The 23681-nt window shown below is 48.2% G+C and carries 16 protein-coding genes; 5 read left to right on the top strand and 11 right to left on the bottom strand.

Annotated elements, in window-relative coordinates; translation table 11 throughout:
- The 6 genes from uxuA to ASG33_RS02690 all read right to left on the bottom strand — a co-directional run bounded on the left by uxuA (position 1) and on the right by ASG33_RS02690 (position 10296).
- Complete coding sequence (uxuA, locus tag ASG33_RS02665) at positions 1-1206, bottom strand: mannonate dehydratase (protein ID WP_056279983.1); 1206 nt, start codon at positions 1204-1206, stop codon at positions 1-3.
- Between the two features lie 162 nt (positions 1207-1368).
- Complete coding sequence (locus ASG33_RS02670) at positions 1369-2688, bottom strand: DUF3748 domain-containing protein (RefSeq protein ID WP_056279985.1); 1320 nt, start codon at positions 2686-2688, stop codon at positions 1369-1371.
- Between the two features lie 9 nt (positions 2689-2697).
- On the bottom strand, positions 2698-4920 hold the full coding sequence (locus ASG33_RS02675) for a hypothetical protein (RefSeq protein WP_056279987.1): 2223 nt from the start codon (positions 4918-4920) through the stop codon (positions 2698-2700).
- Between the two features lie 12 nt (positions 4921-4932).
- Positions 4933-6108, bottom strand: coding sequence for an exo-alpha-sialidase (locus ASG33_RS02680; protein WP_056279988.1), 1176 nt, complete (start codon positions 6106-6108; stop codon positions 4933-4935).
- A gap of 7 nt (positions 6109-6115) precedes the next feature.
- Entirely contained in the window at positions 6116-8374 is a 2259-nt protein-coding gene (locus ASG33_RS02685) for a hypothetical protein (RefSeq protein ID WP_056279990.1), read from the bottom strand.
- Positions 8371-10296, bottom strand: a complete 1926-nt coding sequence (locus ASG33_RS02690; RefSeq protein WP_056279992.1) for a PfkB family carbohydrate kinase — start codon at positions 10294-10296, stop codon at positions 8371-8373. The genes ASG33_RS02685 and ASG33_RS02690 overlap by 4 nt, the downstream gene beginning before the upstream one ends.
- 542 nt (positions 10297-10838) lie before the next feature.
- On the opposite strand from ASG33_RS02690, the gene ASG33_RS02695 reads away from it, so the two are divergent.
- Positions 10839-11378 (top strand): RNA polymerase sigma factor, encoded by a 540-nt coding sequence (locus ASG33_RS02695; protein ID WP_056279994.1) that lies wholly within the window; start codon positions 10839-10841, stop codon positions 11376-11378.
- A gap of 77 nt (positions 11379-11455) precedes the next feature.
- Here the strand turns inward: ASG33_RS02695 and ASG33_RS02700 are convergent, their stop codons facing one another.
- Both ASG33_RS02700 and lgt read right to left on the bottom strand, forming a co-directional pair.
- Positions 11456-12064 carry a hypothetical protein gene (locus ASG33_RS02700; protein ID WP_056279996.1) on the bottom strand — a complete coding sequence of 203 codons (609 nt, stop codon included), beginning with the start codon at positions 12062-12064 and terminating at the stop codon, positions 11456-11458.
- Between the two features lie 6 nt (positions 12065-12070).
- Entirely contained in the window at positions 12071-12934 is an 864-nt protein-coding gene (gene lgt / locus ASG33_RS02705) for a prolipoprotein diacylglyceryl transferase (RefSeq protein WP_056279998.1), read from the bottom strand.
- 49 nt (positions 12935-12983) lie between these two features.
- On the opposite strand from lgt, the gene yidD reads away from it, so the two are divergent.
- Positions 12984-13193: a membrane protein insertion efficiency factor YidD gene (yidD, locus tag ASG33_RS02710; RefSeq protein WP_056279999.1), complete on the top strand. Its 210-nt coding sequence runs from the start codon at positions 12984-12986 to the stop codon at positions 13191-13193.
- Here the strand turns inward: yidD and ASG33_RS02715 are convergent, their stop codons facing one another.
- Positions 13194-14147 carry a MoxR family ATPase gene (locus ASG33_RS02715; RefSeq protein WP_031528773.1) on the bottom strand — a complete coding sequence of 318 codons (954 nt, stop codon included), beginning with the start codon at positions 14145-14147 and terminating at the stop codon, positions 13194-13196.
- A 24-nt stretch (positions 14148-14171) separates the two neighbouring features.
- Complete coding sequence (gene prmC, locus ASG33_RS02720) at positions 14172-15032, bottom strand: peptide chain release factor N(5)-glutamine methyltransferase (protein ID WP_056280000.1); 861 nt, start codon at positions 15030-15032, stop codon at positions 14172-14174.
- 91 nt (positions 15033-15123) lie between these two features.
- Between prmC and ribD the strand changes: the two genes are divergently transcribed.
- A complete protein-coding gene (ribD, locus tag ASG33_RS02725; RefSeq protein WP_056280001.1) occupies positions 15124-16191 on the top strand; it encodes a bifunctional diaminohydroxyphosphoribosylaminopyrimidine deaminase/5-amino-6-(5-phosphoribosylamino)uracil reductase RibD in 1068 nt (355 codons plus the stop codon).
- Here the strand turns inward: ribD and ASG33_RS02730 are convergent.
- Positions 16188-16961, bottom strand: a complete 774-nt coding sequence (locus tag ASG33_RS02730) for a shikimate dehydrogenase (protein ID WP_056280003.1) — start codon at positions 16959-16961, stop codon at positions 16188-16190. The two genes, ribD and ASG33_RS02730, sit on opposite strands and share 4 nt — an antisense overlap.
- Before the next feature lie 229 nt (positions 16962-17190).
- Here ASG33_RS02730 and ASG33_RS02735 point away from each other — a divergent pair, with 229 nt between their 5' ends.
- Positions 17191-22578, top strand: a complete 5388-nt coding sequence (locus tag ASG33_RS02735; RefSeq protein WP_056280005.1) for a S8 family serine peptidase — start codon at positions 17191-17193, stop codon at positions 22576-22578.
- A gap of 113 nt (positions 22579-22691) precedes the next feature.
- Positions 22692-23675: a nucleoside hydrolase gene (locus ASG33_RS02740; protein ID WP_056280007.1), complete on the top strand. Its 984-nt coding sequence runs from the start codon at positions 22692-22694 to the stop codon at positions 23673-23675.
- The last annotated feature ends 6 nt before the right edge of the window (positions 23676-23681 follow it).

The following is a 23681-nucleotide window of genomic DNA, read 5'->3' on the forward strand; positions in this document are numbered from 1 at the left end:
TTAAAACTGCGGGAGCGACCTCAAAATACTCATTTCAAGTCCGCGTAATTCAGCAAGTGCTTTCAACCGCCCGATAGCGGAATAGCCGGGGTAAGTTCTTTTATGAAGATCATCCAGCATTTGAAATCCATGATCCGGCCGCATAGGCAGTTCACTGTCAACATATTGGTCTGCTTTTCGCCTTTGTTCTTCCTGTACCAATGCTTTCACAACTTCGTACATATCCACGTCGCCTTCCAGATGCGGTGCTTCGTGGAAATTCAATGGGTTATCGCTGTCGCGTTTGGTCGTTCTTAAATGCACAAAATGAATGCGGTCGCCAAACTTTTCAACCATTTGTGGCAGGTTGTTGTCAGCCCGTACCCCAAGCGATCCTGTGCAGAAAGTGATCCCATTTGCGCGCACATCGCAGGATTGCAACAATTGTGAAAGGTCCGATTCGGTACTGACAACACGGGGCAATCCAAGCAGGGATTTTGGCGGATCATCAGGATGAATGCAGAGGTTAATGCCTAATTCCTGAGCCAGCGGGGCAATCTGCCCTATAAAATAATAGAGATTTTCGCGCAGTTCTTTGTCTCCGATATGCGCGTATGCATTAAGCAAGCTTTGAAATTCAGTCAGCTCAAAAGCCTCTTCGGAACCGGGCAAACCGAGCAAAACGGTATTGGTCAACGCGCCAATTTCTTCCTGCGACATTGCATTCAGTTTAGCGAGTGCCGATTTTTGAACCTCAGGCTCGTAATCGTTTTCAGATCCCGGTCTCTGTAAAATATAAAGGTCAAAAAGGGCGAAATCCTCCCAGACAAAGCGCAGCGTTTGCTGGCCTTCGGGAAGCGTGTAGCTGAGTTGCGTGCGCGACCAGTCCAGCACCGGCATAAAGTTGTAGCAAACGGTTTTGATCCCGCAAGCTGCCAGGTTGCGCAGCGATTCCTTGTAGTTGCTGATGTATTTTTCGCGGGAGGGTAATCCTTTTTTGATATCCTCATGAACCGGCAGACTTTCAACAACCAGCCAATGCAGTTCGGTAAATTGTGCATTACCAGCCTCGATCAACATTTTTCGCTCTTCAATCGCCTCCACGGACCAAACCTCACCAACCGGAATCTGATGCAGCGCACTCACGATCCCGCTGCAACCCGCCTGCCTGATATCCATTAAAGACACCGGATCATTCGGCCCAAACCAGCGCATTGTTTGAATCATAATTCAATCTTTGAAGTAAAATGTGATTGGTTATATCAAAACCCACATCGCAATAAACGCATGTTTCTATCTGACGCAGAGAGTAGAACTATTCCCTTACAAAATTGAAAAAGCCGATGAATACATTTCACCGGCTTTTTCAATTCAGGCAATGGTAAGGTCTTAAAATATATTTGTTAATACGAAAATCTGCTGCGTCTTGCCTCCGGTACTTGCATCCTCCACCAGCCTGTTGCAGGCAAGTACTTGCCCGTCATGTGACCAGACCAGATTAGCCGGCGCTTGTTCGGACGGAGCTGTCAGCACTCTTATTCTTTGCTGAAAAGATGCATTGCCAATTTCGCATATCATTATTCTTTCTTCCCATACATAAGCAATATACCCGCCACCGGGATGCCACCGCACATTTCCTTTCACATCCGAATCGTGGTTAGTAAGCTGCGAAGCCTCTCCGCCGAGAGGCGAAATCGTGAATATTTGGGTGATTCCGTTTTCATCTTTGGCGAGGAATGCAAGTTTTGAGCCGTCTGGCGAAGACCTGACAATACCGCTGCATCCAGGGAAAGCTGAGTTTGCGGTAAATGTGATCCGCCGCTGAACTGTACCTGCCGGCGGCATTGGAAAGTCGCTGGCAGTTCCTTCGAGTGGGCTCAGGGGGCCGGGTTTGGTAATATCGTCGGGAATGTCGACTACAAAAACTTCGGGTACCTCATTGCCGTTGCTATCGACCACGGTCCCCAGAAAAGCTCTCGCCAGTTGCAGACTTCCATCAGGCCTGACGTAACCTTTCTTCCCGATCCAGCTATCGTTTGCTGCATGATTAATCTCGTCACTGCCGGGCTGGGGTTGCGGCACGACGCGCACCACAACTACGCTAAACCATTCGCCCGGTACATTCTCCGGGGTGGCCGGCACATCAACCGGGCCGATGTTTGCTGAAACACCAATTGTCCGCAGGTTGCGTTTGGTTCCCGAAGCATCTTCCAGGGCTTTCAGGATCGCGTCGTTGTAAGTAAATCCAATCCATTTTCCATCGCCGCTCCATTCGTGCCGGTGCGTTCCGCCGCGCAGTGCGCCAGGGGTGAAGGGTGGGTCAATATTGCGGGCGTCCATAAAAACCGGCTTGCCCGGCTCGGCACCCCGGACTATCACGCCCGTTCGCCGCCATTGCTGGTAAGGGTTATCGGCCGTGCAGCTGGAAAGCCCGTGAATGAACACTACCGCATCTTCCACAGGACTATAACTTACCGCCCCCGCGCCCGGCCCCCACTTTGCATTGTCGGGTATCTGATAAATGATCCTTACTTCACCCGATTCAATGCATACCTTCTCGATCCGCGCAGATTCCGGAATGCCACCAATATCCGTTCTGGTATCATAAGCCAGCCACTTTCCGTCAGGCGAAAAATTGTCGTTGTTGTCGAGATCGTGGTGGTAGCTCAGGTCAAACGTAAGCTGCTTTTCCACTAAATATTTAACCATTATTCAATATTACTTCTGTGGTGCACTGATTACCCCGAGGTACCTTCCCATCCAGTAAGGAAGCAGCCAGATATCGCCCGCGCTGTGCTCAGAAGCGCCATTTCCATGATTTCTATCCAATCCGAACATATTTCCATTGTGTCGCTGGATAGGCCGCTCGTCGGGAGGCAGTACTTCTTTGGTAGTCTGCTTGCGGAAATTTGGTTCGATCATCTCAATGTCTTTCCGGTGGCTGTTTTTGATCACCCAGTCAATAAGATCCAGCGGGTGTTCCTGTAAATACCACACTGCTTCATTCAAATCAAACTCCTTCGTGCCGGTCAGTGCCGTAAATATATTCCAGGCTCCTTCTTTTTCAGGCCGCTCTGCTTCCCAGTGGTCAAGGATGGACTCTTTGTATTTGGCTTTCAAAGTATCATTGAATGCGTATCTGTACAATCCCCAATAACCTATAAAGTACATTTCATCATCGGAGTGATTCCATCCGTCGGACATATGTTTGGCGTGCTCATCTGCATCGGCAGGCGCTTTTCCGATCTCTTTCATCGACCGCATCATATTCTCGAGATAACCATGTTTGGTCATCAATTCGAATGCTTTCGCCTTATATTTTTCTTTTTTGGTAAAATGATAGGCAGTCTGCAGCATGGAGACAATGTTGGACGAATTCAGCTTCCGGTCACCTACATTGGTCGGAAAAGAATTCACATATACCGGATTCCATTTCCCCCACATAGTTGGTTTTCCATCAAAATCGATGAGGTACATATCATTTTTGACAATGTGCGACATCACGGTATCTATCAGCATGATCGCCTTGTTTTTCAATGCGGGATCGTCAACAAGCTCCGCCATCGCGCCAAATGCAAAAACGTGCCCTATAACCTCGTCGCTGCTCGTCGTCGATTTCCAGTCCCATTCTTTTTCGGGAGAATGCTGCCACCTTTCAGGATCATGAAGCTCCTTGATGTGCCCGGAACGCTCAAAAGACCGAGCAGGAAATCCTGGTACCGGGTTTACCGTATACAACCTTTCCATTGCTTCCAGCGACTCGCGGCAATTCTGCAAAGCTTCGGGATCTTTCGTTACCGCATACCTGAAAATCTCGCCACCCAGATACATCGAAGTCCACAAACCGTCATTATCCGAATCTTCCATATAGCCAGTTGCCAGGTTTCCGTGGTCCATTTTAGCAAGCGTAGCATTAAAACCGTTACGAATGTGACGTTTACGAACCTGCTCTTCGAAAAACAGCGCTTTTTCTTCCAGCGTCATCGATTTGAAGCGGATTTGTCCAAGCCCCTTTGTTGTCAATATCAAAACAGAATTAGCAGGACCCGGCTCAATGTCCGTGACCACATTGCCCGGTAGCCAGCGTTCGCCGTAGTAATAGTCGAACTTACCGTCTTCACGAAGTGCAAAAGCGCCCTGATCTGATCCAAACCATAACTTTCCATTAATTTCCTTTACCGCAGTGATCCGGGTAGCAGGCAGTTTCTTTGCAGTTGTTCCCGCTTGCTTACCTGTTTTTATGTCAAAAACCAGATAACCGTCTGAGGTACCTACCACAATATTACCTGCCTTATTAGCGAGCGCGAAACTGGTAAAGCCCGACCCGTCCATTACTTTGGAAAGCTTATTGTCTGCGAGCGTGTACAAAGACTTTTTGCCCAAAATCCAGAAAGTGTTCTTTCCGGGCTGATCGATCAGATCCAGTACTTCGTCGCCTGGTAAAGTACCTGTCCACATCGCTTTCGAATCCTTGATCAATTGCAGCGATTTGCCGTCACTTACCAGAAACGTGAAATCCTTCCCGCCAGCTATTGTTTTTGCATTGGTCAGAGTATGTTTCGAAAACAAAGTTCCGGCCCACGCATTGCTCATAACCACCGTGTTGGTAAGATATACAAACTGGTTTTCGTACACCGTCAGGTCCGCAACCTTTTTGTCCTTCATAAACCGGTAAGTATCGTCTGCCTTGATACTCCCGGGATAAAGAAACTCGCCTCCTGACAGGTGCTGCAAACCTTCTTTGGCCAGGACCTGAATATTCCCATTGCGGTCTGCCGCCACTTTCAGCAGCCTGGCTTTGGTCGTATCCGCGTAATATTTGATGCTGTAATCCTGCTGGAACGGTTTGTCTTTGTAAACCGGCTGCGCATTCAATTGCGCGCTCCATGAGTAAAGGGTAATCGCCAGCAGCAGGAGTGTAAAGTAATTTGATCGTTGCATTAAAAAGGTAGGTTAAGGTAAGCGCGTCGGGTCAACGACAACATATTTAATAGACTTTTTGCCTTTTTCGGGATGATGCGAGTAGGTCATGTGCATCAGCCCGTCTGGTGTCTGGATCAGCGAAGGGTAGGAGTATCCTCCTTTTCTTGACGCATCATTTTCAATGGAAAAGCGCTTCCAGGTCTTGCCTTCGTCGGCTGAGGTTCTGAGCGTCAGTATATAGCGTCCGTTTTCAATATCATTTCCCAGAAAAGCCCAGCGGCCGTCTTTTAAGACAATGAGTTCTACGCTTGCTGTGTTGGGAATGTCCGTTTTGCGGGTTGCCTGCCAGCTTTCACCCTGGTCGGTACTTTCGCTGACATGCACCCGGGTAGGCTCGTCGCCACTGTCGCGCATAAACGCCAGCAGGTCTCCATTCTTTTTCCTGATAATGGCGGGCTGAATGGGGCCGCGACCAACAATGGGCAGACCCGGCCGCCAGGTTTCTCCATTATTCTCCGAAATCGCCGTCATTGATAAATTAAAGCCGTCGGAATACAGCGGGAGGATAATTTTTCCGTTTTCGAGCAAAAGCGGTTTGATCCGGGTCATCCAGCCGATACTTCTTTTGGGTGCATCTTTGCTGGCTGTAATGATCATATCGTCGTATTTCGGCGCGTAACCAGCCCAGCCAGCGGTAAGGTGCGGCAGCGTTTTCAGTTTTTTCTCAACCTCTTCTGCGAATTTCTCGTCTGGTTTCAGGAGAATGTTATCCTGCCATTCCCAAACCGGCGCGCCTGGTTTGAGGTAGTTTTCGGAAGTTTTAAAACGTAAAATCGATTGCTCCCAAAGGTTAGCTTGTACTGCAATCCACACCAGGAATAATTTCCCTTTTGCATTCAGAAATAATACGGGGTTACAGTCCGGAATGTTGGGTGTATCAGCAAGCAAAAACGGCTCGCTCCATTTGTTTTCTCCTTTTCTCAGTCTCGCACCCATGATCTTCACATCGTCCGAAGTCCGCTCCCCGCTTCCCTGGAACCAGGTCGAAAGGAAATCACCATTGGGCAAGCTCACGATACTGCTGCCGTGAACATGTTGCGGCTGGTGCGGGAATATCAGCATTTGCTTTACGAAAGCGCTTTCCTGCGCATACGCTGAAATGCAGAGAAATAGGGTCAGGTTAAGAGTCAGTAGTAGTTTTTTCATAATGCGGCTATTTTGAAATCATTCCGAGGTACCTCCCCATCCAGTAGGGTAGCAGCCAGAACACAGGTTCGCGCTCTACCTCCGGGTTGCCTCCTGCTGCTGTCCAGGGGTTTTTGTCCCAGCGCACCGTCATTCTGATGCTGGGCGGCTGCAAAGTGCTCACCTGCTCATCTTCAAGCACGGGTGTACGCACAATGCGGATATCTTCTCTCGTCCGATGGTCGATCGGCCAGTCGATCAGGTCCAGCGGCGTGTCTGTCAGGAAATCAACGGAGTTCTGTAATTCGGCTTTTTGATCAAGAGTATAGTTGTAAATAAAGTTGATCAGCGGGTTGTGGTCGCCTTTCCGGTGGGTAAACCATTCTTCCAAATGCGTTTTGTAAAATTTCAAACGCTCAGGATCGGTTTCGCAGCGAATCAGTATTGGGTAGAGATATGCCTGCAGCATTACATCAAAATAGATAAACCAGGCCGGGTTTTGGCTTGTTATCTGCGCCATATTTTCCAGATAATGTTCCTTTTCGATCAGCCGGACATATTCCCGCTGGTATTTCTCCTGACCGGTCATGAAGTGGGCGAGCTTGATGAATGCAAGTACCTCCATGGAATTCTGGTTTCGGTCGGGTAGCCACTCCGGGTTCCGGTTTAGGTCGTCGGGCGACCATACCGACCAGCGGGTATGCGTTCCGTCTACGTCCATCAGGTTCAGGTTGTGCGCCATCAGGTAATCCACCAGCTTAGTTACGTGCGCGGCAATGCGTTTTTTCTCTGCATTGTCAGCCACAAGCGTGTAATAGAAGTAATAGCCAAACATATGTCCGCACATCTCATCACTGCTGGTATCGCCTTTCCAAAGCCACTTTCCATCTTTTGACAAATGCCAGCGTGTTTCGACAGGCTTGAAACGCGGCTCTTTCACAAGTTCATCTGCTTTTTCGCGATCAGTGAATGTGCGGTTTTCGTCGTGCATGTGCTTCCATTCAGAAGGGATTATGGTTCTGGCGAAGAAGCCGCTGGTGCCGGTAACTTCCTGCAGGAGTGTCAAAAAGCCGAATGCTTTTTTTGCATTGTTTTTTGCTTCGGGATCTTTCGTGTCGGCATATCTGAAACTTTCCATGGCCAGGTAGTTGCCCGTGTACTCGCCGTCATTGTCGTCATCTTCCGGCTCCCACGAAGTTGTGTCGCCTGGTATTTTCAAATGTGCCTGCCCCGCGATCCAGGGCGCGCGAATGTGTCTTTTTGCAAGTACATCGCTGAAAAACGCGCTTTTCTGTGCCAGCGTCATTTTCGTTTTCATGATCGCACTTACTCCTTTTGGTGTGGCGATCCAGGCATTTCCTTTTTTGTCAAAAGCAATATCATTGACCTGATCGTCCATCAGCCACCTTCTTGAAAAGAGCAGTGATCTGGTTCCATTCGGGCGAAGGCGGACTACTCCTTTTTGGGTACCAACCCACATGGAGCTGTCGGGAGCGAGCCGCACAGTAGTTACATAGGTTGAGGGAAGTCCGTCTTCAACGGTCAGCTGCGACTGTTTTTTGTCCTCATTCCGGATAGTAACACCGCCCAGACCAGCTACCCAGAGTTTTTGGTCTGTATCAAAAGCCAAACCTTTCGCATAGCCGCTGATGAGGTCAGTGGTTTGATAAAAATGTTGAAGCTCTTTTTCATTCCAATGGTATAAACCCACATCAGTAGCAATCCAGAGCCCGTTTTCTCTATCTGAGATCACATCCCTGACAGATCTGGCAAGCCTGCTTTTCTCACTTACAAACCCGGTTCCCTTATTTATCCAAAATCCATTTGGCCCGAGTACATATATACCATGAGTTGTGGTACAGATCGCGGAAATGGGTCCTTTCGGTCCGTCGACTTTCGAAGCTACCCCATTTTCGTATTTGTAAAGCCCATTCCAGGTTCCAAGCCAGATAGTGGACGCGCTATCTTCTGCAATTGCGTAAGCCGGCCCGTCGTTTTCCCCGGATATTACCTTCGACCATTCAGGTATCCCATTTGGTTTTAAGTAAATCCCGTCACCAGTCGCAGCCCAGATATTCGAATTCCGATCTACGAAAATGCGCCTTACTTCATTGGCAGATGGATTTGTTCCGATCACGAAAGTCTCGTGACGCTCCTGCCAGAAAGGCCGGTCTTGATACATTGCATTTACCTGTACCGGATCACCCTGCTTTTTACACGAAAAACAGCATTGTAGAACCAGGAAAATGAATGGCGCCAGACAGGCTTTGAAAACGCTCAGGTTCATGCCTCAGGGTAGTTGACACCTTCCTGGAACAGCAGCCCGATCAGTTTTTTATATTGAGAAAAATCTGGTATCAGCAACTGTGCACCCGCTTTGACCAGTCTGGGACGCTTTCCCGGATTGTGTCCGAAGCGTTGTAATTCATTACTGGTGATGCCTACCGCAATTCCCCCTGCTCGCCGACCTTCCCTGATCTCGTCGGGACCGTCGCCAAAAACTGCCAGCTCATTGCCCCGCAATCCATTCTCCTGAATAATTTTTTCAATGATCATCTTTTTGGAAAACTTGGTGTAATCCCTCAATGCACCATAAATGCCGCCATCAAATAAATGCGCATAGCCCAGCATCTCGGCTTCATGTTTTACATCCTCTACATCGGTTCCGCTGGCGAGGTATAGTGTTACGCCACGCGTTTTAAGCTCCTGCAGGAATGCAACTGCACCTTTCATCGTATAATCGTCGGTACTGAGCTCACCTTTCACAAGCTTGTCCATTCGCTTGCTTACCATTTCCATTAATCCATTATTGTAAAGTTCCTTATACTGAAACTTATCGAGGATCTCATTCTCCGGAACATAACCGAACTCGCGCACCAGCTTGACCAAACCTTCCATTTGGTAAATGGTTTGGATACCTGTGGTTTTATGGATAAACTGTTTGACTTCGCCGGTAACTTTCTGGAAAGTACCAGCATCAATGGTATCATAATGATCTCCGAGGATAGCTTTCATCATTACCGGCTCCATAATCTCTTCCCAACCCTGCCGCAGCGAGCTGATCGTGCCGTCATGATCAAACACTGCATAACGTATGTGTCCCATTTTTTCCAGCACACCGGGAACGGACAGCTCAAAGTCAGTTTCAGACACGTAAGTAGCACTACGCTCGTTTTCTGCCAGGTCTGCATTGTATATGTAATCGGGATCTTTGCTGATCAGCAGGATTTCTTGCGGACTCGCAGTTCCTGTTGTGAACAGCTTCTGCACAGTCACTGCAGCCGCGAAGTTCCCGAAATGCGCAGCTTCTTCGGGAGCGATACCTGCGGCTACGCAAAGTGTAATCGCACTGATCGCCGTGTCGCCTGCACCAACAGTATCCAGCTTGTTTTTGAGTTGCAACCCGAGTACTTCGTGATAACCATTTTGGTCAAATGCAATAATCCCCCGCTCGCCGCAGGTCACAAAAACAGGCTTTTGGGAACGTTCAAATATTTGTGTTCCGTATTTAAGCACGTCACTGACGGGGATGTGTTCGTCTGGTCCTGGCTGCAAACCTGCGAGTGAAGCAATTTCACGGTCGTTGGCTTTCAGGTAGGTATTTGAAAACCGGTCATTGAAATGCCGCGAATCGAGCATCACAATCTTGTTATTGTATTTTGCAAAAAGCGCGTTTGCAGCAGTTATAAAGGCTTCATTGTTAATGCTGCCGGTTACCTGCTGGTTGAAAATCAATGCATCGCACTCCTGTAATGCAGTTTCAAGCGCCGCAAGGATCTTCTGATCTGTCTCCGCACTTCTTTGGTTGAATACCCCGAAGTCAATCCGCGGCTGCTCTTTTCCCTCGACAATGCGTTTCAGGTAGCAGTAGGTCGTGAATTTTTCCTCCTGGACAAACAGCGAGCCGGTATCTGCGCCAAGCTGCTGCAACTGGGCAGTTAGCTCTCTTCCCTGCATATCGTGCCCAACTGCGCCAATTACCCGGATTTCGGCCGGGTTCAAAGCGGAAAGATTGGCCACTACATTGCCCGCTCCGCCGGGTGTATAATAATGCGTTGCAACTGCCTCGGTCCATAATCCGGTTTCAATGGAAATTTCCGAGCCGGCTTTATCCATAACCCAATACGAATCCAGGCAGAAGTCGCCGTAAACAGCGATTTTCACTCCTTTTATTTTGTCAAGGATGGTTGCAATGCGATTCTCGTTCATGCGGTGTAAGCTGATGCGGTTTGAAATCGGTTTCTGTTGTCGGCTATTATACTCTTCATAATTGATCGCGGGCTATCCCGGGTTGTGCTCATTTGTCCGGGCCTTTAAATAATTGTTAAAAAATCTTGTGACCAAATCGCGGAATGTGCGTCTAAATAGTCGCATACATGCCCGGGAAAAGGAAAATCGGGAAAAATGTAAACCCAGTACTATGTATTTATAATCAAACTGTTAAATAAAATGGCTTTGCGCAAAATGAAGATATTTTTACGCAGTTTGCGATTTGCAATTCAATACAGTGATGTAGTTTTATCAAACATTTACAGAACACCACTCAAAAGAAAACGTTACTGAGCTTTATAGCGGCAAAACAATCGGCTGAACAGTACGCATTTCGACCAACAAAATTTTACAAAACAGTATTGATACAATTAAAAAGACCCGTGTAAGCTAAATAGGCTTATCAATTGAATAATTATGATTTTGTAAAGATTGAATATTCGGATTTACCCTTTTTCTATATACAATAACCCTGAACTACCGTGGCCTACCCTGACGAAAACACCCTGCGCAAAGTAACAGAAGGCGATGAAGCTGCTTTTGCCGAATTGTACAACCATTTCAAATCTCCCGCGCTGAGATTTACAGCCTCTTTGCTCAAAGATGAAGAGGAAGCTGAAAACATGGTTCAGGATGTATTTATCAAGATTTGGGTCAAGCGCGCGCACATCAAGCCTGACTATAATTTCAACTCCTACCTCTTTACCTGTCTGCGCAATATGGCTTTTGACCATTTCAAAAAAGTGGAGAAAAGCGAGCAGCTGCGCAGGAATTATATGGAGGCGATCAGGGCAGCAGGTGAAGAAGAAAAAGAGGAAAACGAAAGAAGGCTGAACCTCGTACAGGCGGCTGTTGACTCACTTTCTGTGAAAAGAAAGCAGATACTGAAACTCAACATTGAAGAAGGGAAATCCTATCAGGAGATCGCCGAATTTCTCAGGATATCAAAAAATACTGTTAAGAATCAACTGGTTAAAGCGAAGCAGATTTTGCGCGATAAGGTTGATTTTGCGACGGTTTAAACCATACTACATTCCTAAATCCAACAAAAAACCAGAAACTGTGCAGGTTTCTGGTTTTTTGTTTTGTTAAGAGTATGTTATTTCAACTCACCCAGTTCAGCAAGTCCGATTGAGCTTAAAGCCTCTTTAAGTTGGTCGATCGTTAAGTTGTTTCCCTCGACGTTTACTACGTAGCGATCGGCAACAAGGATGTTGATTTCTCCCGATTTACTTTGGGTATCGTACTTTTCAAATGCCTTGTAACCTTCGAGCGTGGTTGTTTTTTCGTAGCCGGTGGCTGTTTCTTTGTCAATATCTGCCATAGACCAGGTTGCAAGCGCCATGGTAGATACGCCGGCAATGCCGCCGGTATCCACAATTTCTATTTCAAGGTTTGTATCGCCGTTCTTGTAAGTGGCCTGCGCGGTGGATACGGTAAAGCCCATTGCACCTGACTTTTCACCACTGGATTCGACGCGTTTGAGCCCGATCAGTTTGCCTGGAAGTAAATCTTTGAGCTTTCTGAAATCAACAGGATCCACCGTTTCGCCGTTTCCCATTGCTTTTGCTTTGTCGGTGAGCGCCTGTAATGCGCCCGAAGCGGTTTCAGTACTGTCGGCTTCATCAGCAGCATTGTCTTTTCCGTTACATCCACCCAAAATCAGGGAAGCAGAAAGAAGCAGCGCGAAGATCGGTTGAGTTTTCATTCCACCTTATCGGTTGTGCCTTACCGGAATATGCTGACTGCCCTCTGCCTGTTGAAGAGGGTTCTTGCGTGACTGGACAATGAAATAAATACCCAGCAACACCGCAGGAATACTCAGTATCTGGCCCATGTTCAGTGCATAATTGTTCTCGAAGGCTTCCTGGTTTTCTTTCAAAAACTCATACAGGAAACGCAGCGTGAATACCCAAACCAGGAACACGCCTACCATCAAACCTCTCGGCGTGGCAGCTTTGTATTTGTTCCAGATCCAGCAAAGCACAAACACAAGTATGAAGCAGGAAATGGATTCGTATAACTGAGCCGGATGGCGTGGTATCTGGCGGAATTCGGTGTTATGTAAAAAAACAAAACCCCATGGAAGATCGGTCGGCTTGCCAACGATCTCGGAGTTCATCAGGTTACCAAAGCGAATGAATGCACCACCAAGCGCGACGGTGATAATAATGCGGTCTATGACATAAAAGAAGGTTTGCCCGGTTCCTTTGCGGGATCGTGCATACAACCACAATCCGATAATCACACCAATAGCCGCACCGTGGCTTGCCAGCCCGGAGTAAGGAGGTATAATGACTTCGAGCGGATTTCTGAAAAGTGTTTCCGGTTCATAAAAGAGGAAATGCCCGACACGCGCGCCTATCACAATCGACAGCACCATGATCAGCGTGAGCGAATCGATATCTTCGAGCGACCGTCCTTCTTTTTTGAAAATGTAAATGACAATTTGCTGGCCTATCAGGAAACCAAGCGCGAAAAGCAATCCGTACCAGCGAACAGGGAAGGGGCCGAGCCCGAAGATTTCGGGTATGGTAAATATTTCGGGACTTGCATCCCAAAGAATGTACGAAATCATGCTAAAGGGTGTTATTTGTCAAAGATACTATTTTGAGACAAGAAGATAAATGAAATTTTTACTCATAGGATTGGTCCGGATTTACCAGGGAGTACTGTCCCCATATCTCCCGAATTCGTGCCGGTATACGCCCACCTGCTCGCAGTATATGATTGAGGCTGTGCAGAAACACGGCGCTATAAAAGGCGGCTGGCTGGGTCTGAAACGCCTTTCCAGGTGTCACCCCTGGGGCGGCCACGGCCACGATCCCGTACCTTGATCAGCCGATCGCTACTTTCCTTAGAATGGAATCAATGATGGTCATGGTCTTCACACCATCGGCCTCAGCTTCGTAGTTGAGCAATATCCGGTGGTTCATAATATCGGGAGCAAGTTCCTTGATATCTTCCGGCAAAACATAGTCCCGCCCTTCTAGATAGGCCAGCGCCTTGGCTGCGCGGTTGAGGTAAATCGTAGCTCTGGGCGACACTCCGAACTGAATATACCTGGCTTCATCCCGCAAGCCGTAGTCCAGCGGGCGGCGCGTTGCAAACACCAGCTCGATAATGTACCGTTCCAGCGTGTCGGAAATGTTCACCTTATTCACATTGTCACGGATTGCGAAGATATCCTCTTTGTTCAGTATCGGCCGGATCTGGTAGTCATAGTTGATATCCGACATCCGCCGCATTACTTCCAGCTCTTTGGCCTTATCGAGGTAATCGACGTAGACTTTCATCATAAACCGGTCGATCTGAGCTTCGGGTAGTGGATAGGTTCCTTCCTGTTCAACGGGGTTTTGCGTAGCAAGCACGACAAACGGGCGGTCGAGCAGGTAAGTTTCATCTCCGATCGTCACCTGTTTTTCCTGCATTGCTTCGAGCAATGCAGACTGCACTTTGGCCGGGGACCGGTTTACTTCATCGGCGAGGATCAGGTTGGAGAAGATAGGTCCTTTTTTTACCTCGTAGTCACCAATTTTGGGTTTGTAAATCATTGTACCGATCAAATCGGCGGGAAGCAGGTCCGGTGTAAACTGGATCCGCTTGAATTCAAGGTGAAGTACTTTCGCCATGACATTGATGGTCAATGTTTTGGCAAGACCCGGAACGCCTTCCAGCAAAATATGTCCTCCCGTGAAGAGCCCGATCAGCAGCCGGTTCAGCAGCTTATCCTGCCCAACCACTACCTTTCCCATCTCGTCAAGTACTTCCTTAATTTTTTCTATATACATCTATCAGAGTCTTTTACGGCAGGCTTAACCCCAGATCGCACGTACAAACCGGTCTTTTCCATTGATATCGCGCAGGATTTCAACGTTCCGGTAGTTTCTTTCTTCAAATACCTCTTTTGTTTCCGTCCCGAAGTGCTCATTGATTTCTACGTAGCATTTTCCGGCTGGTTTCAGGTAATGTGTTCCAAAATCGGCAATTGCCTTGTAAAACAGCAAGGGATCGCTGTCCTCTACAAACAATGCTTCGTGGGGTTCGAAGCGAAGTACATTCGGCCGCATATGTTCCTGCTCGGAGTAGGTCACGTAGGGTGGGTTGCTTACAATGCAGTCAAACTGAGGGATATCTCCTGACAATGGAAGTGTCATGTTGAGCATATCCTGCTTGGCAAATTTTACATCCGCAATCAGCTGCCGTGCATTTTCCTTTGCCACTTCAAGCGCCTCGTCAGAAACATCCCAGGCGTGAACGGATACGTGCGGCAGGAAGCGCGCGAGCACAATGGCGATACAGCCGCTGCCCGTGCCGATATCCAGGATAGAAATGTCTTTATCTGGCTCCGCGTAGTCGCGCGTTACCATTCTTACCAGCTCTTCAGTCTCCGGCCGGGGGATCAGCACGGACGAGGAAACACGAAATTCCAGACCGCAGAACTCGGTAGACCCGATGATGTGCTGCACAGGCTCATTATTGTTCAAACGGGTAATGATATCCTCCCAGTCCGGCTGTGCGGCATTTTGCGGGATCGGACGATCCACCAGTACATCAATGTTGCGAAGGCGCATATAATGCTCAAGCAGCATGAATGTGATTGCCTGGGCTTCTTTTTCAGGATATACTGTGATCTTTTTTACGATATATAAATATAGCTGGCGTGCCGAAGTCATTTCAGATGGTTTTAATAGCAATGTCGGAAAGTTAGCAAATAATAGGAACTCGCGAAAACTGTGTTTACACTCACCTTTGTATTTTTGCCTGATGAATACGGATATCAAATGGATGCAGCGGGCATTGCAGCTCGCAGAATACGGACGGGGGAATGTAAGTCCTAACCCGATGGTAGGCTGTGTGATTGTACATGATAACCTGATTATCGGCGAAGGCTGGCACCGGCAGTACGGCGGTCCGCACGCCGAAGTGCGCGCCATTGAAGACGCAGATAGGAAGGGAAATGCGGATTTGCTGGCTGAATCCACAGCTTATGTAACCCTGGAACCCTGCTCTCACACGGGCAAAACGCCACCTTGCGCAGATCTGCTGATCGCCAGAAAACTGAGAAAAGTTGTGGTTTGCAATCTCGATCCCAATCCACTGGTTTCCGGAAGAGGGATAGCAAAGTTGCTTGCAGCAGGCATTGAGGTTGAAACAGGTATACTGGAAGAAGAAGGAATGCAGCTGAACCGCCGCTTTTTCACCGCTATGAAGCAGCAGAGGCCCTACGTGATCCTTAAATGGGCGGAAACAGCAGATGGTTTTATTGGTAGAAAAGGCGGGCAGCCTGTTCCGATCAGTGGCGCATTGTCTAATATGCGTGTTCACAAATGGCGGGCGGAAGAAGACGCAATCCTGGTTGGTTTCAAAACCGCACTGGCAGATAATCCGAAGCTGAATGTCAGGCATTGGGAAGGCAGAAATCCCGTCAGGATAGTGCTGGACCGCTATTTACAGCTGCCGGAGACACACCATTTATTTGACGGTACCCAAACTACGATTGTGGTCAACTTTTTGGAAGAAACCGTTGTACCTGCCGATCCCGAAAGATATTCAGACATTCACCAGGTTTCTTACCTCAAAGTTGACCCTGAGCAGGAGCAAATCGGCCAGCTGCTGCAAGGCTTATTTAAAAGAAAGATCCATTCCGTTTTTGTAGAAGGCGGCACGACCGTGATCAATGCATTTCTGCAATCCGGCTTCTGGGACGAGATAAGAAGGTGCCAGGGGGCGATTGAAATAGGCGAGGGAGTGGCTGCTCCGCTGGCAAAAGGTGTTTTGATTAAAAGCGAAAAGGTAGAATCCGATCTTTGGAGCTTTTACCTGAACCGCTAAACACTCCAGAGGTTTTCCTCAGTCGTCCAGATCTCCCAGGATTTTTCAGCTTGTAACTGCAGCATTTTCAATCCATTCTGGGTTACCGCGCCCTTTTCCATTCCTTTTTTCAGGAACAATGTTTCGGCTGGATTGTATACAAGATCATACATGAAATGCTTCTTCGTAATCCATTGATACGGAAGGTCCGGGCATTCTTCTGTATTTGGGAAAGTACCCAGCGGCGTCGTGTTGATAATAAGCAAATGCGTACCCAGGATTTCTTCTGTCAGTTCCTGGTAAAGAATGGTGTCATTGTCTTTCTGTCTTGAAACAAGCTGAAATTCGACGTGCAGATCCTGTAAAGCCACCATAATTGCTTTGGCCGCACCGCCGTTTCCCAGCACAAGTGCTTTGAAGTTACTGCAGTTTTCCCCGCGCCGGTCAAGCCACTCTACAAGCGACTGACGAAAGCCATAGTAGTCGGTATTAAAACCCTTTGTACTTCCGTCTGCATAAATCTTGATTGTATTCACAGCACCAATGCGCTCGGCCGATGTATCATCAAGGTCATCAACGTAAGCAATCACGTCCTTTTTGTACGGAATGGTCACATTAAGTCCACGCAGATCCGTTTTTCTCTTCAACAAGGCAGGCAATTCTTCCAGGGATTTCATTTCGAAAAGCTCGTAACTGCTCTCCTTGATCTTCTCCCTGACGAATTTGTCTGTGAAATAGCGTTTGGAAAATGAATGCGTAAGTGGGTAACCGATTAGTCCGTATAAATCCATAGGTACTGCTAAAGGCAAGCTGTGAAATCGCGAAGTTAAACCAGTACCCAGCTATTTGCAAAATTTCTTGTTACCTCCGACACCTTCTGGCGTCTAAAGGGAAAGCTCAGTTGAGCGTGCAACAACCATCAGGAATGTTCTACTCAACTAGTATAAAAGCCAAGCCGAATTAATTTGTAAAATGCTATTTAATGAGTAGAATTACCTAATCTTATTAGTATCGAAATGTATGAAATGGCGTAAGCTCTACCTCCAAATTGTTTTAATCAGTTTTATCTCGGTACCTGTTTTTTCTCAGCAAAAGCGGGACTATACCATTCAGCTCAGAAGTGGCTCATTCACACCCGAAAAGAACGTCAGTGAAAAAAGTGCCTCGCTTCGCATGTCCGGGGAAGGTGGGCAAAAATCTTTTGTAATTATTCAGTTTGAAGACATTCCAACCGCACAGGAGCGGAATCAGCTCAGGGCAGAGGGGATCGAGCTGCTGGAGTACATTCCGAATTATGCTTATACCGCAACGGTGACCGGCAGCAACAGTCAGCGTGCATTGGCGCGGACGAAAGGCCGGGCCATTATTGAGCTTTTGCCTGAACAAAAAATGCAGGCTGCACTGGCAAACGGGCGGTTTCCCGCGTATGCTGTCAAAGAGCCGGGTACAGTGGATGTATGGATCAATTATCCCCGCACATTCTCCGCGGAGGAGGTAAAGGATGGTCTGAAAACAGTTGACGCAACGCTTGTTTCAGAGCAGTTTGCAGCTTACCAGATTCTCGAACTGCGTGTTCCTGCCGGCAGGTTGAAGGAGCTGGCGGCTCTTCCTTTTGTACAGTACGTACAGGCGCGGCCACAGCCCGACAAGTCTTTTAATGATAAATCAACCACCAATTCCCGTGCAAACGTGCTGCGTTCCAGTCTGCCGATCGGGCGCAATCTGAGTGGAAAAGGGGTAGTAGTAGGTATTGGCGACGATGCGAATCCGTCACAGCACCTCGATTTTAACAGCCGGCTTATCAGCCGTAACCCGGCTGAGGCAGGTGTTCACGGGGTTCATACAATGGGGATTCTCGGCGGAGCAGGTATTGTCAATGAGCGGTATACGGGTTATGCGCCCAAATCGACCATTGTAGTCCAGTATCTGTCGAACATTCTGGCTTATTCTCCTCAGTACGTGAAGGATTATGGAATGGTTGTGACGAACAACTCTTATGGTGGAGATATTAATAATTGTGAAACATTCGGGGTTTACGATCTCTATTCATATATCCTCGACCGTCAGGCATTTCAAATGCCGTATTTGCAGCACGTATTCGCGGCAGGGAATAATGGTGCCACTAGCTGCAGCCCGTATCCCGCAGGTTTTGCCAATGTTCTGGGCGGTTACCAGACTGCCAAGAATGTGATCAGCGTAGGTAATACTTCTGAAACCAGTGTTATTTCCAATGGTTCTAGCCGCGGACCTGTACGCGACGGTCGTATCAAGCCTGAAATCATGGCGCAGGGTGCATCTGTAATGTCCACGATCCCGGTGAACTTATACGGGAATGGAAGCGGCACCAGTATGTCGTCGCCGGCTGTTGCAGGTGGTCTGGTACTATTGACTGAGCGCTATCGTCAGCTACACGGCGATCAGAATCCGAAGAATGCACTTTTGAAAGCATTGGTTTGTAATGGAGCTGTCGACAAAGGGAATGAAGGTCCGGATTACAGATATGGTTTCGGCTGGCTCAACCTGTTGCGCTCCCTGAAAATGCTCGAATCAGAAAGTTACCGGAACGATTCTCTGGAGCACAATGCGGTGAAGGATTTCACTATCCAGGTACCTGCCAACACGGCGCAGCTCAAAGTGATGCTTTACTGGAACGATCCTGCCGCCAATGTACTTTCTGCGCAGAACCTTATTAATGACCTTGATTTAAAAGTAGTAAAAGAAGGTACTGCCACGCTCCCAAGGCTGCTGGATCCAACTCCCGCAAAGGTGAACGCCATTGCGGTTACCGGCACCGACCATACCAACAATATGGAGCAGGTTACCATCAACAATCCCACGGAAGGCAGCTATACCATTACGGTGAATGGAACATCAGTGGCGCAAAATCCTTTGCAGGAGTATGTGGTCGTTTATGACATGATACCCAATTCGATTACGCTGACAAACCCTGTTGGCGGAGAGCGCCTGAAAGACGGAGACGCGTTTTACATTCACTGGGATGCGTTCGGGAACAATGCGAGTACGTTTACAGTAAGTTACAGCCTTAACGATGGATCATCGTGGACACCGATTGGCAACAATTTAGCGGCTTCTGTAAGGCAGTTTTCCTGGACAATCCCTGCGGGCGTGAAAAGCGATAAAGCAAGGATACGGGTAGTGCAGAACAGCACTGGCGCCGAAAGTATCAGTGAGCCTTTCACTATCCTCGGGGTACCGACACTCACCCTGTCGAGTCTGCAATGCGAGGGGTATATCTCACTGGAATGGACTGCGATAACGGGTGCTACCGACTATGAAGTAATGATACTGAAAGGGTCAGAGATGGTTTCAGCAGGCGTAACGAACTCAAACAAATTTGTACTGGCCGGACTTTCGAAGGATTCGACACACGTACTGAGCGTGCGCGCAAGACTGAATGGTCAACCGGGGCGGGCCGCGGTGGCGATTAGCCGCCGCCCGGATTCAGGTACCTGTGCAGGTACAATTTCCGATAAAGACCTTAAAATTGAATCTATCCTGACTCCGGCAAGCTCGGGCAGGCAGAACACTTCCACAGAGTTGAGCAGCTCGGTTTTTGTTAAAATAAGGATCAAAAACCTGGATGATGTGGACTCCAATGCGCCATTTGAAGTGGGTTATATGCTGAATGGCGTTGCTGTTCCTCTTGAAACGATCACGCCATTTATCGAAAAGGGAAAAACATACGATCACACCTTTTCAGCAGGTGCCAACCTGGCGAGTCCGGGCGATTATACGCTTAAAGTATACATTCACGCAGCCTCTGATCCGGTGATTGGAAACGATACATTGACCAAAATCTTCAGACAGCTGCCCAATTACCCGCTTACCCTGCCTTTTTTGGATGATATGGAAAGCCTGCCTGTTCAAACGGTCGTAGCAAATCAGATCGGCTTGAAAGGGGATGGGCGGTACGATTTCTCCTTTTCTTCAACGGATGCGGGCCGCGTCAGGACTTTTGTTAATTCAGGTTTGGCCAATTCAGGCCAGCGCGCTTTAACACTGGACGCAAACCGGTATTTTTCCGGCGGGAACACCAACTATCTTGAAGGTACATTTAACTTATCAGACTACGACATTGAAACCGCTGACGTGCGGCTCACTTTCAGCTACAAAAACCACGGGCAAAAGACGCACGTCAACAATAAAGTGTGGATAAGAGGAAAAGATACCGATCCGTGGATCGAAGCTTATGATCTGTACGCCAATCAGAACCCGGCGCTGGAAGGATATAAGACTTCGCCAGGCATAGAAGTAAGCAAGTTGCTGGCTGCCAATGGGAAAAACTTCTCTTCCAGTTTCCAGGTAAGGTGGGGGCAATGGGGCCGCATGATTGCAGCAGACGAAGTGAGCGGAGCAGGATATTCCTTCGATGACATTGAGTTATATGCTGTGGCGGACGATATTCAGGTTTTAGGGCTAGCAAGTCCGGCAGCTGAAAGCTGCGGCCTGGGTGCGCAGGAGTCTGTTACTGTTAAAATACGTAACAGCTCATCCCAGGCGCTGATTGATGTACCTGTTTCGTATCAATTGAGTGATGGTACCATTGTTTCTGAAACCATTTCGTCCCTAGCGAAAAGAACGACTGTGGACTACACCTTTCAAGCGAAAGCCAATTTGTCTGCGCTCGGTTCACAAACCGTAAAGGTGTGGTCGGCGCTGGCGACTGACAGTTTCCGTGATAACGATACGCTGCTGTTGTCGATCTTCAATGCACCGGTTATTACTGCATTTCCGTATTTGGAAACCTTTGAAAGCAATAGCGGATACTGGTTTGCAAAAGGGATAAACAGCTCCTGGCAGCATGGTACGCCGCTTTCGCCGTTGGTTAATACCGCAGCAAGCGGCAGTAAAATCTGGAAAACAAGCCTGACTGGCTGGCACAATGACAAAGAGGAATCTTACCTCTATTCACCATGCTTCAAAGTGGATGGAATGGCAGCGCCCACATTGAGTTTCAGCGTGGCACTGGATCTTGAATACTGTGACCCGACACCCTGTGACATTGTTTATCTCGAATATTCAGGAAACGGAGGTGCGTGGACGCGACTGGGCACTGCGGGGCAGGGTACCAACTGGTACGACCGGACGTATTCAGGAAAAGGTGCATGGAGCAAAGAAAGCGACCTGCGCTGGCGTGCTGCCAGCATTGCATTGCCCACCGGCTTTACAGATCTCAAAATTCGTTTTGTGATGATATCCGACGGATTTACAAGCCGCGAGGGGATTGCTTTGGATGATATCCACATTTATGATAAACCGAATGGTATCTACGATGAAGGCACAATGGCCGCTGCCACAGAACAGAATGTAGCAGGCGGGAATGCTTGGGTCCATTTCACACAAAATGGGAAGCTGATAGCGTCGGTTTACCCGAACGGCCAGAACCTGGGGAACACGCAGGTGCAAAGTTATCTGAGTGCCGGCGCAGTGCGAAGTGCCAATTTGAACTACTATCTCGACCGCAACCTGAGCATCAAACCGGCCAATGGAACGTTGCAGGATTCAGTTGGGGTAAGGATATATTTTTCCGACGACGAAGTTAAAACCCTGATCGCGGCGAGCGGGTGTGAGTCCTGCGACAAGCCCGAGCATGCATACCAACTTGTGCTCTCGAAGTACAGGAATGCAGACACCGCCAAAGAAGATGGAACCCTGGACAATAACTCAGATGGTGGCTGGACTTTTCACGACGGTGCGGAAGTCCGGATTGTGCCTTTTGATAAGGGTTATTATGCAGAATTTAAGGTAAAGAACTTTTCTGAATTCTGGCTTGCGAAAGGTTTTATCGGCAGCTCATCTTCACTGCCGGTGGATCTGATCAGCTTTAATGCCAGGAAGAAGGGTGGGGTGGAGCGGAGTAGTGATGTGGTTGTGGAATGGGAGACTGCCTCCGAAGAAGATTTTGACCATTTTGAAATTGAAGTCGCGTCCGGCAATGAGGCTTACAGAAAGGGAATGTTTGCCAGGATTGGCGAAATAACCGGGCGCGGAAATGGGGCAGGCGGCACCAGGTATTCTTTCAATGATCAGACTATAATAAAAACCGGCGTACGGTACTATCGATTAAAAATGATCGATAGCGACAGCTCATTTAAATATTCCAGCGTGCGACCGGTGGTATTTGACGAGAAAATAGAGTGGGGTATCTATCCAAATCCTTCATCGGGCGTATTCCAGGTCATGTACCAGGCAGATCCCGGCAAGGAGGTTACATTCAATTTGTATGACCTGACCGGGCGGCTGTTCAGGAAGGCAAGTACAGAGGCTAATGGTTTTCCTCAAAAGGAGATGATCGATTTGTCAACTACGGCTTTCCCGCGGGGAATTTACCTGCTTGAAGTAGCTAATGGGAAAGACAAGCAGGTATTTAAGCTTTTGAAAGAGTGATTCCAGGCTGTTAACATTCGAATTTATTTTAACTGTCCGGCAAATGCAGCAAAGCTCCGGGATCAAACGAATATAGATTTGGTGTTACAACTGAAAGTTATATTCCGAGTACTATGAACAAGTTTTTATCTGTTATCCTGTTTTTTCTCACATTATCCAATCTTCAAGCGCAAAACAGAGGTGCATCCGGCAGGGCTGTTATTCTGGATACCGACATCGGTCCTGACTACGACGATGTGGGTGCAATGGCGGTTTTTCACGCGCTTGCGGATAAGGGTGAAATCCGCCCGCTGGCTGTGGTTTCCTCTAATAAAAATGAGCTTGTTGTTCCGGTAATCGATATTTTGAACACTTACTTTGGTCGCCCGGAGCTACCAGTTGGCGCACCCAAAGGCAGGGGCGTAAGCTTTGGGGCTTCTCAGAAATGGCCCGAAATGCTGGTCAGCAAATACCCTCCACACATTGCTAAAACCTCTGATGCGCCGGATGCAGTACAAACCTACCGCCAGGCCCTGGCCAAAGAGCCGGATGGTAGTGTAACGATCGTTACCATTGGTTTTCTGACCAATCTGGCCGATTTGCTGAAATCACAGCCAGACAAAATTTCTCCCTTGTCCGGACCTGCATTGATCCGAAAGAAGGTCAAACAACTTGTATCCATGGCAGGTGCATTTCCGGAGGGACGCGAATACAATGTTTATGCAGACTCGGTTGCCTCAGCGGAGGTATTTGCCGAGTGGCCCACGGAGATATTATTCAGCGGTTTCGAAATAGGGAGGGATATCAAAACAGGATTGAAACTGGTTGCTAACGAAGGATTGAAGAGCCCGGTTAAGGAAGTATTTGCAATGGCAATGCCGCTGAGCAAGGAAGACGCAGGCGGCAGAATGAGCTGGGACCAAACTGCTGTGCTCGTTGCTGCGCGGGGCGTGCAGCCTTATTTCAGTTTAAAGCGCGGCAAGATCATTGTGGAAGGCGGAAGCAATAAATGGCGGGATGATCCAATGGGGCCGCATGCGTATTTAGTTCCTAACATGCCGGCGGAGCAACTGGTAGCAGTGATTGAAGGATTGATGATGTGGCAGGGCAAAAGATAAATAATC

The sequence above is a fragment of the Dyadobacter sp. Leaf189 genome, from assembly GCF_001424405.1.
In the GTDB taxonomy this organism is placed as follows: Bacteria; Bacteroidota; Bacteroidia; order Cytophagales; family Spirosomataceae; genus Dyadobacter.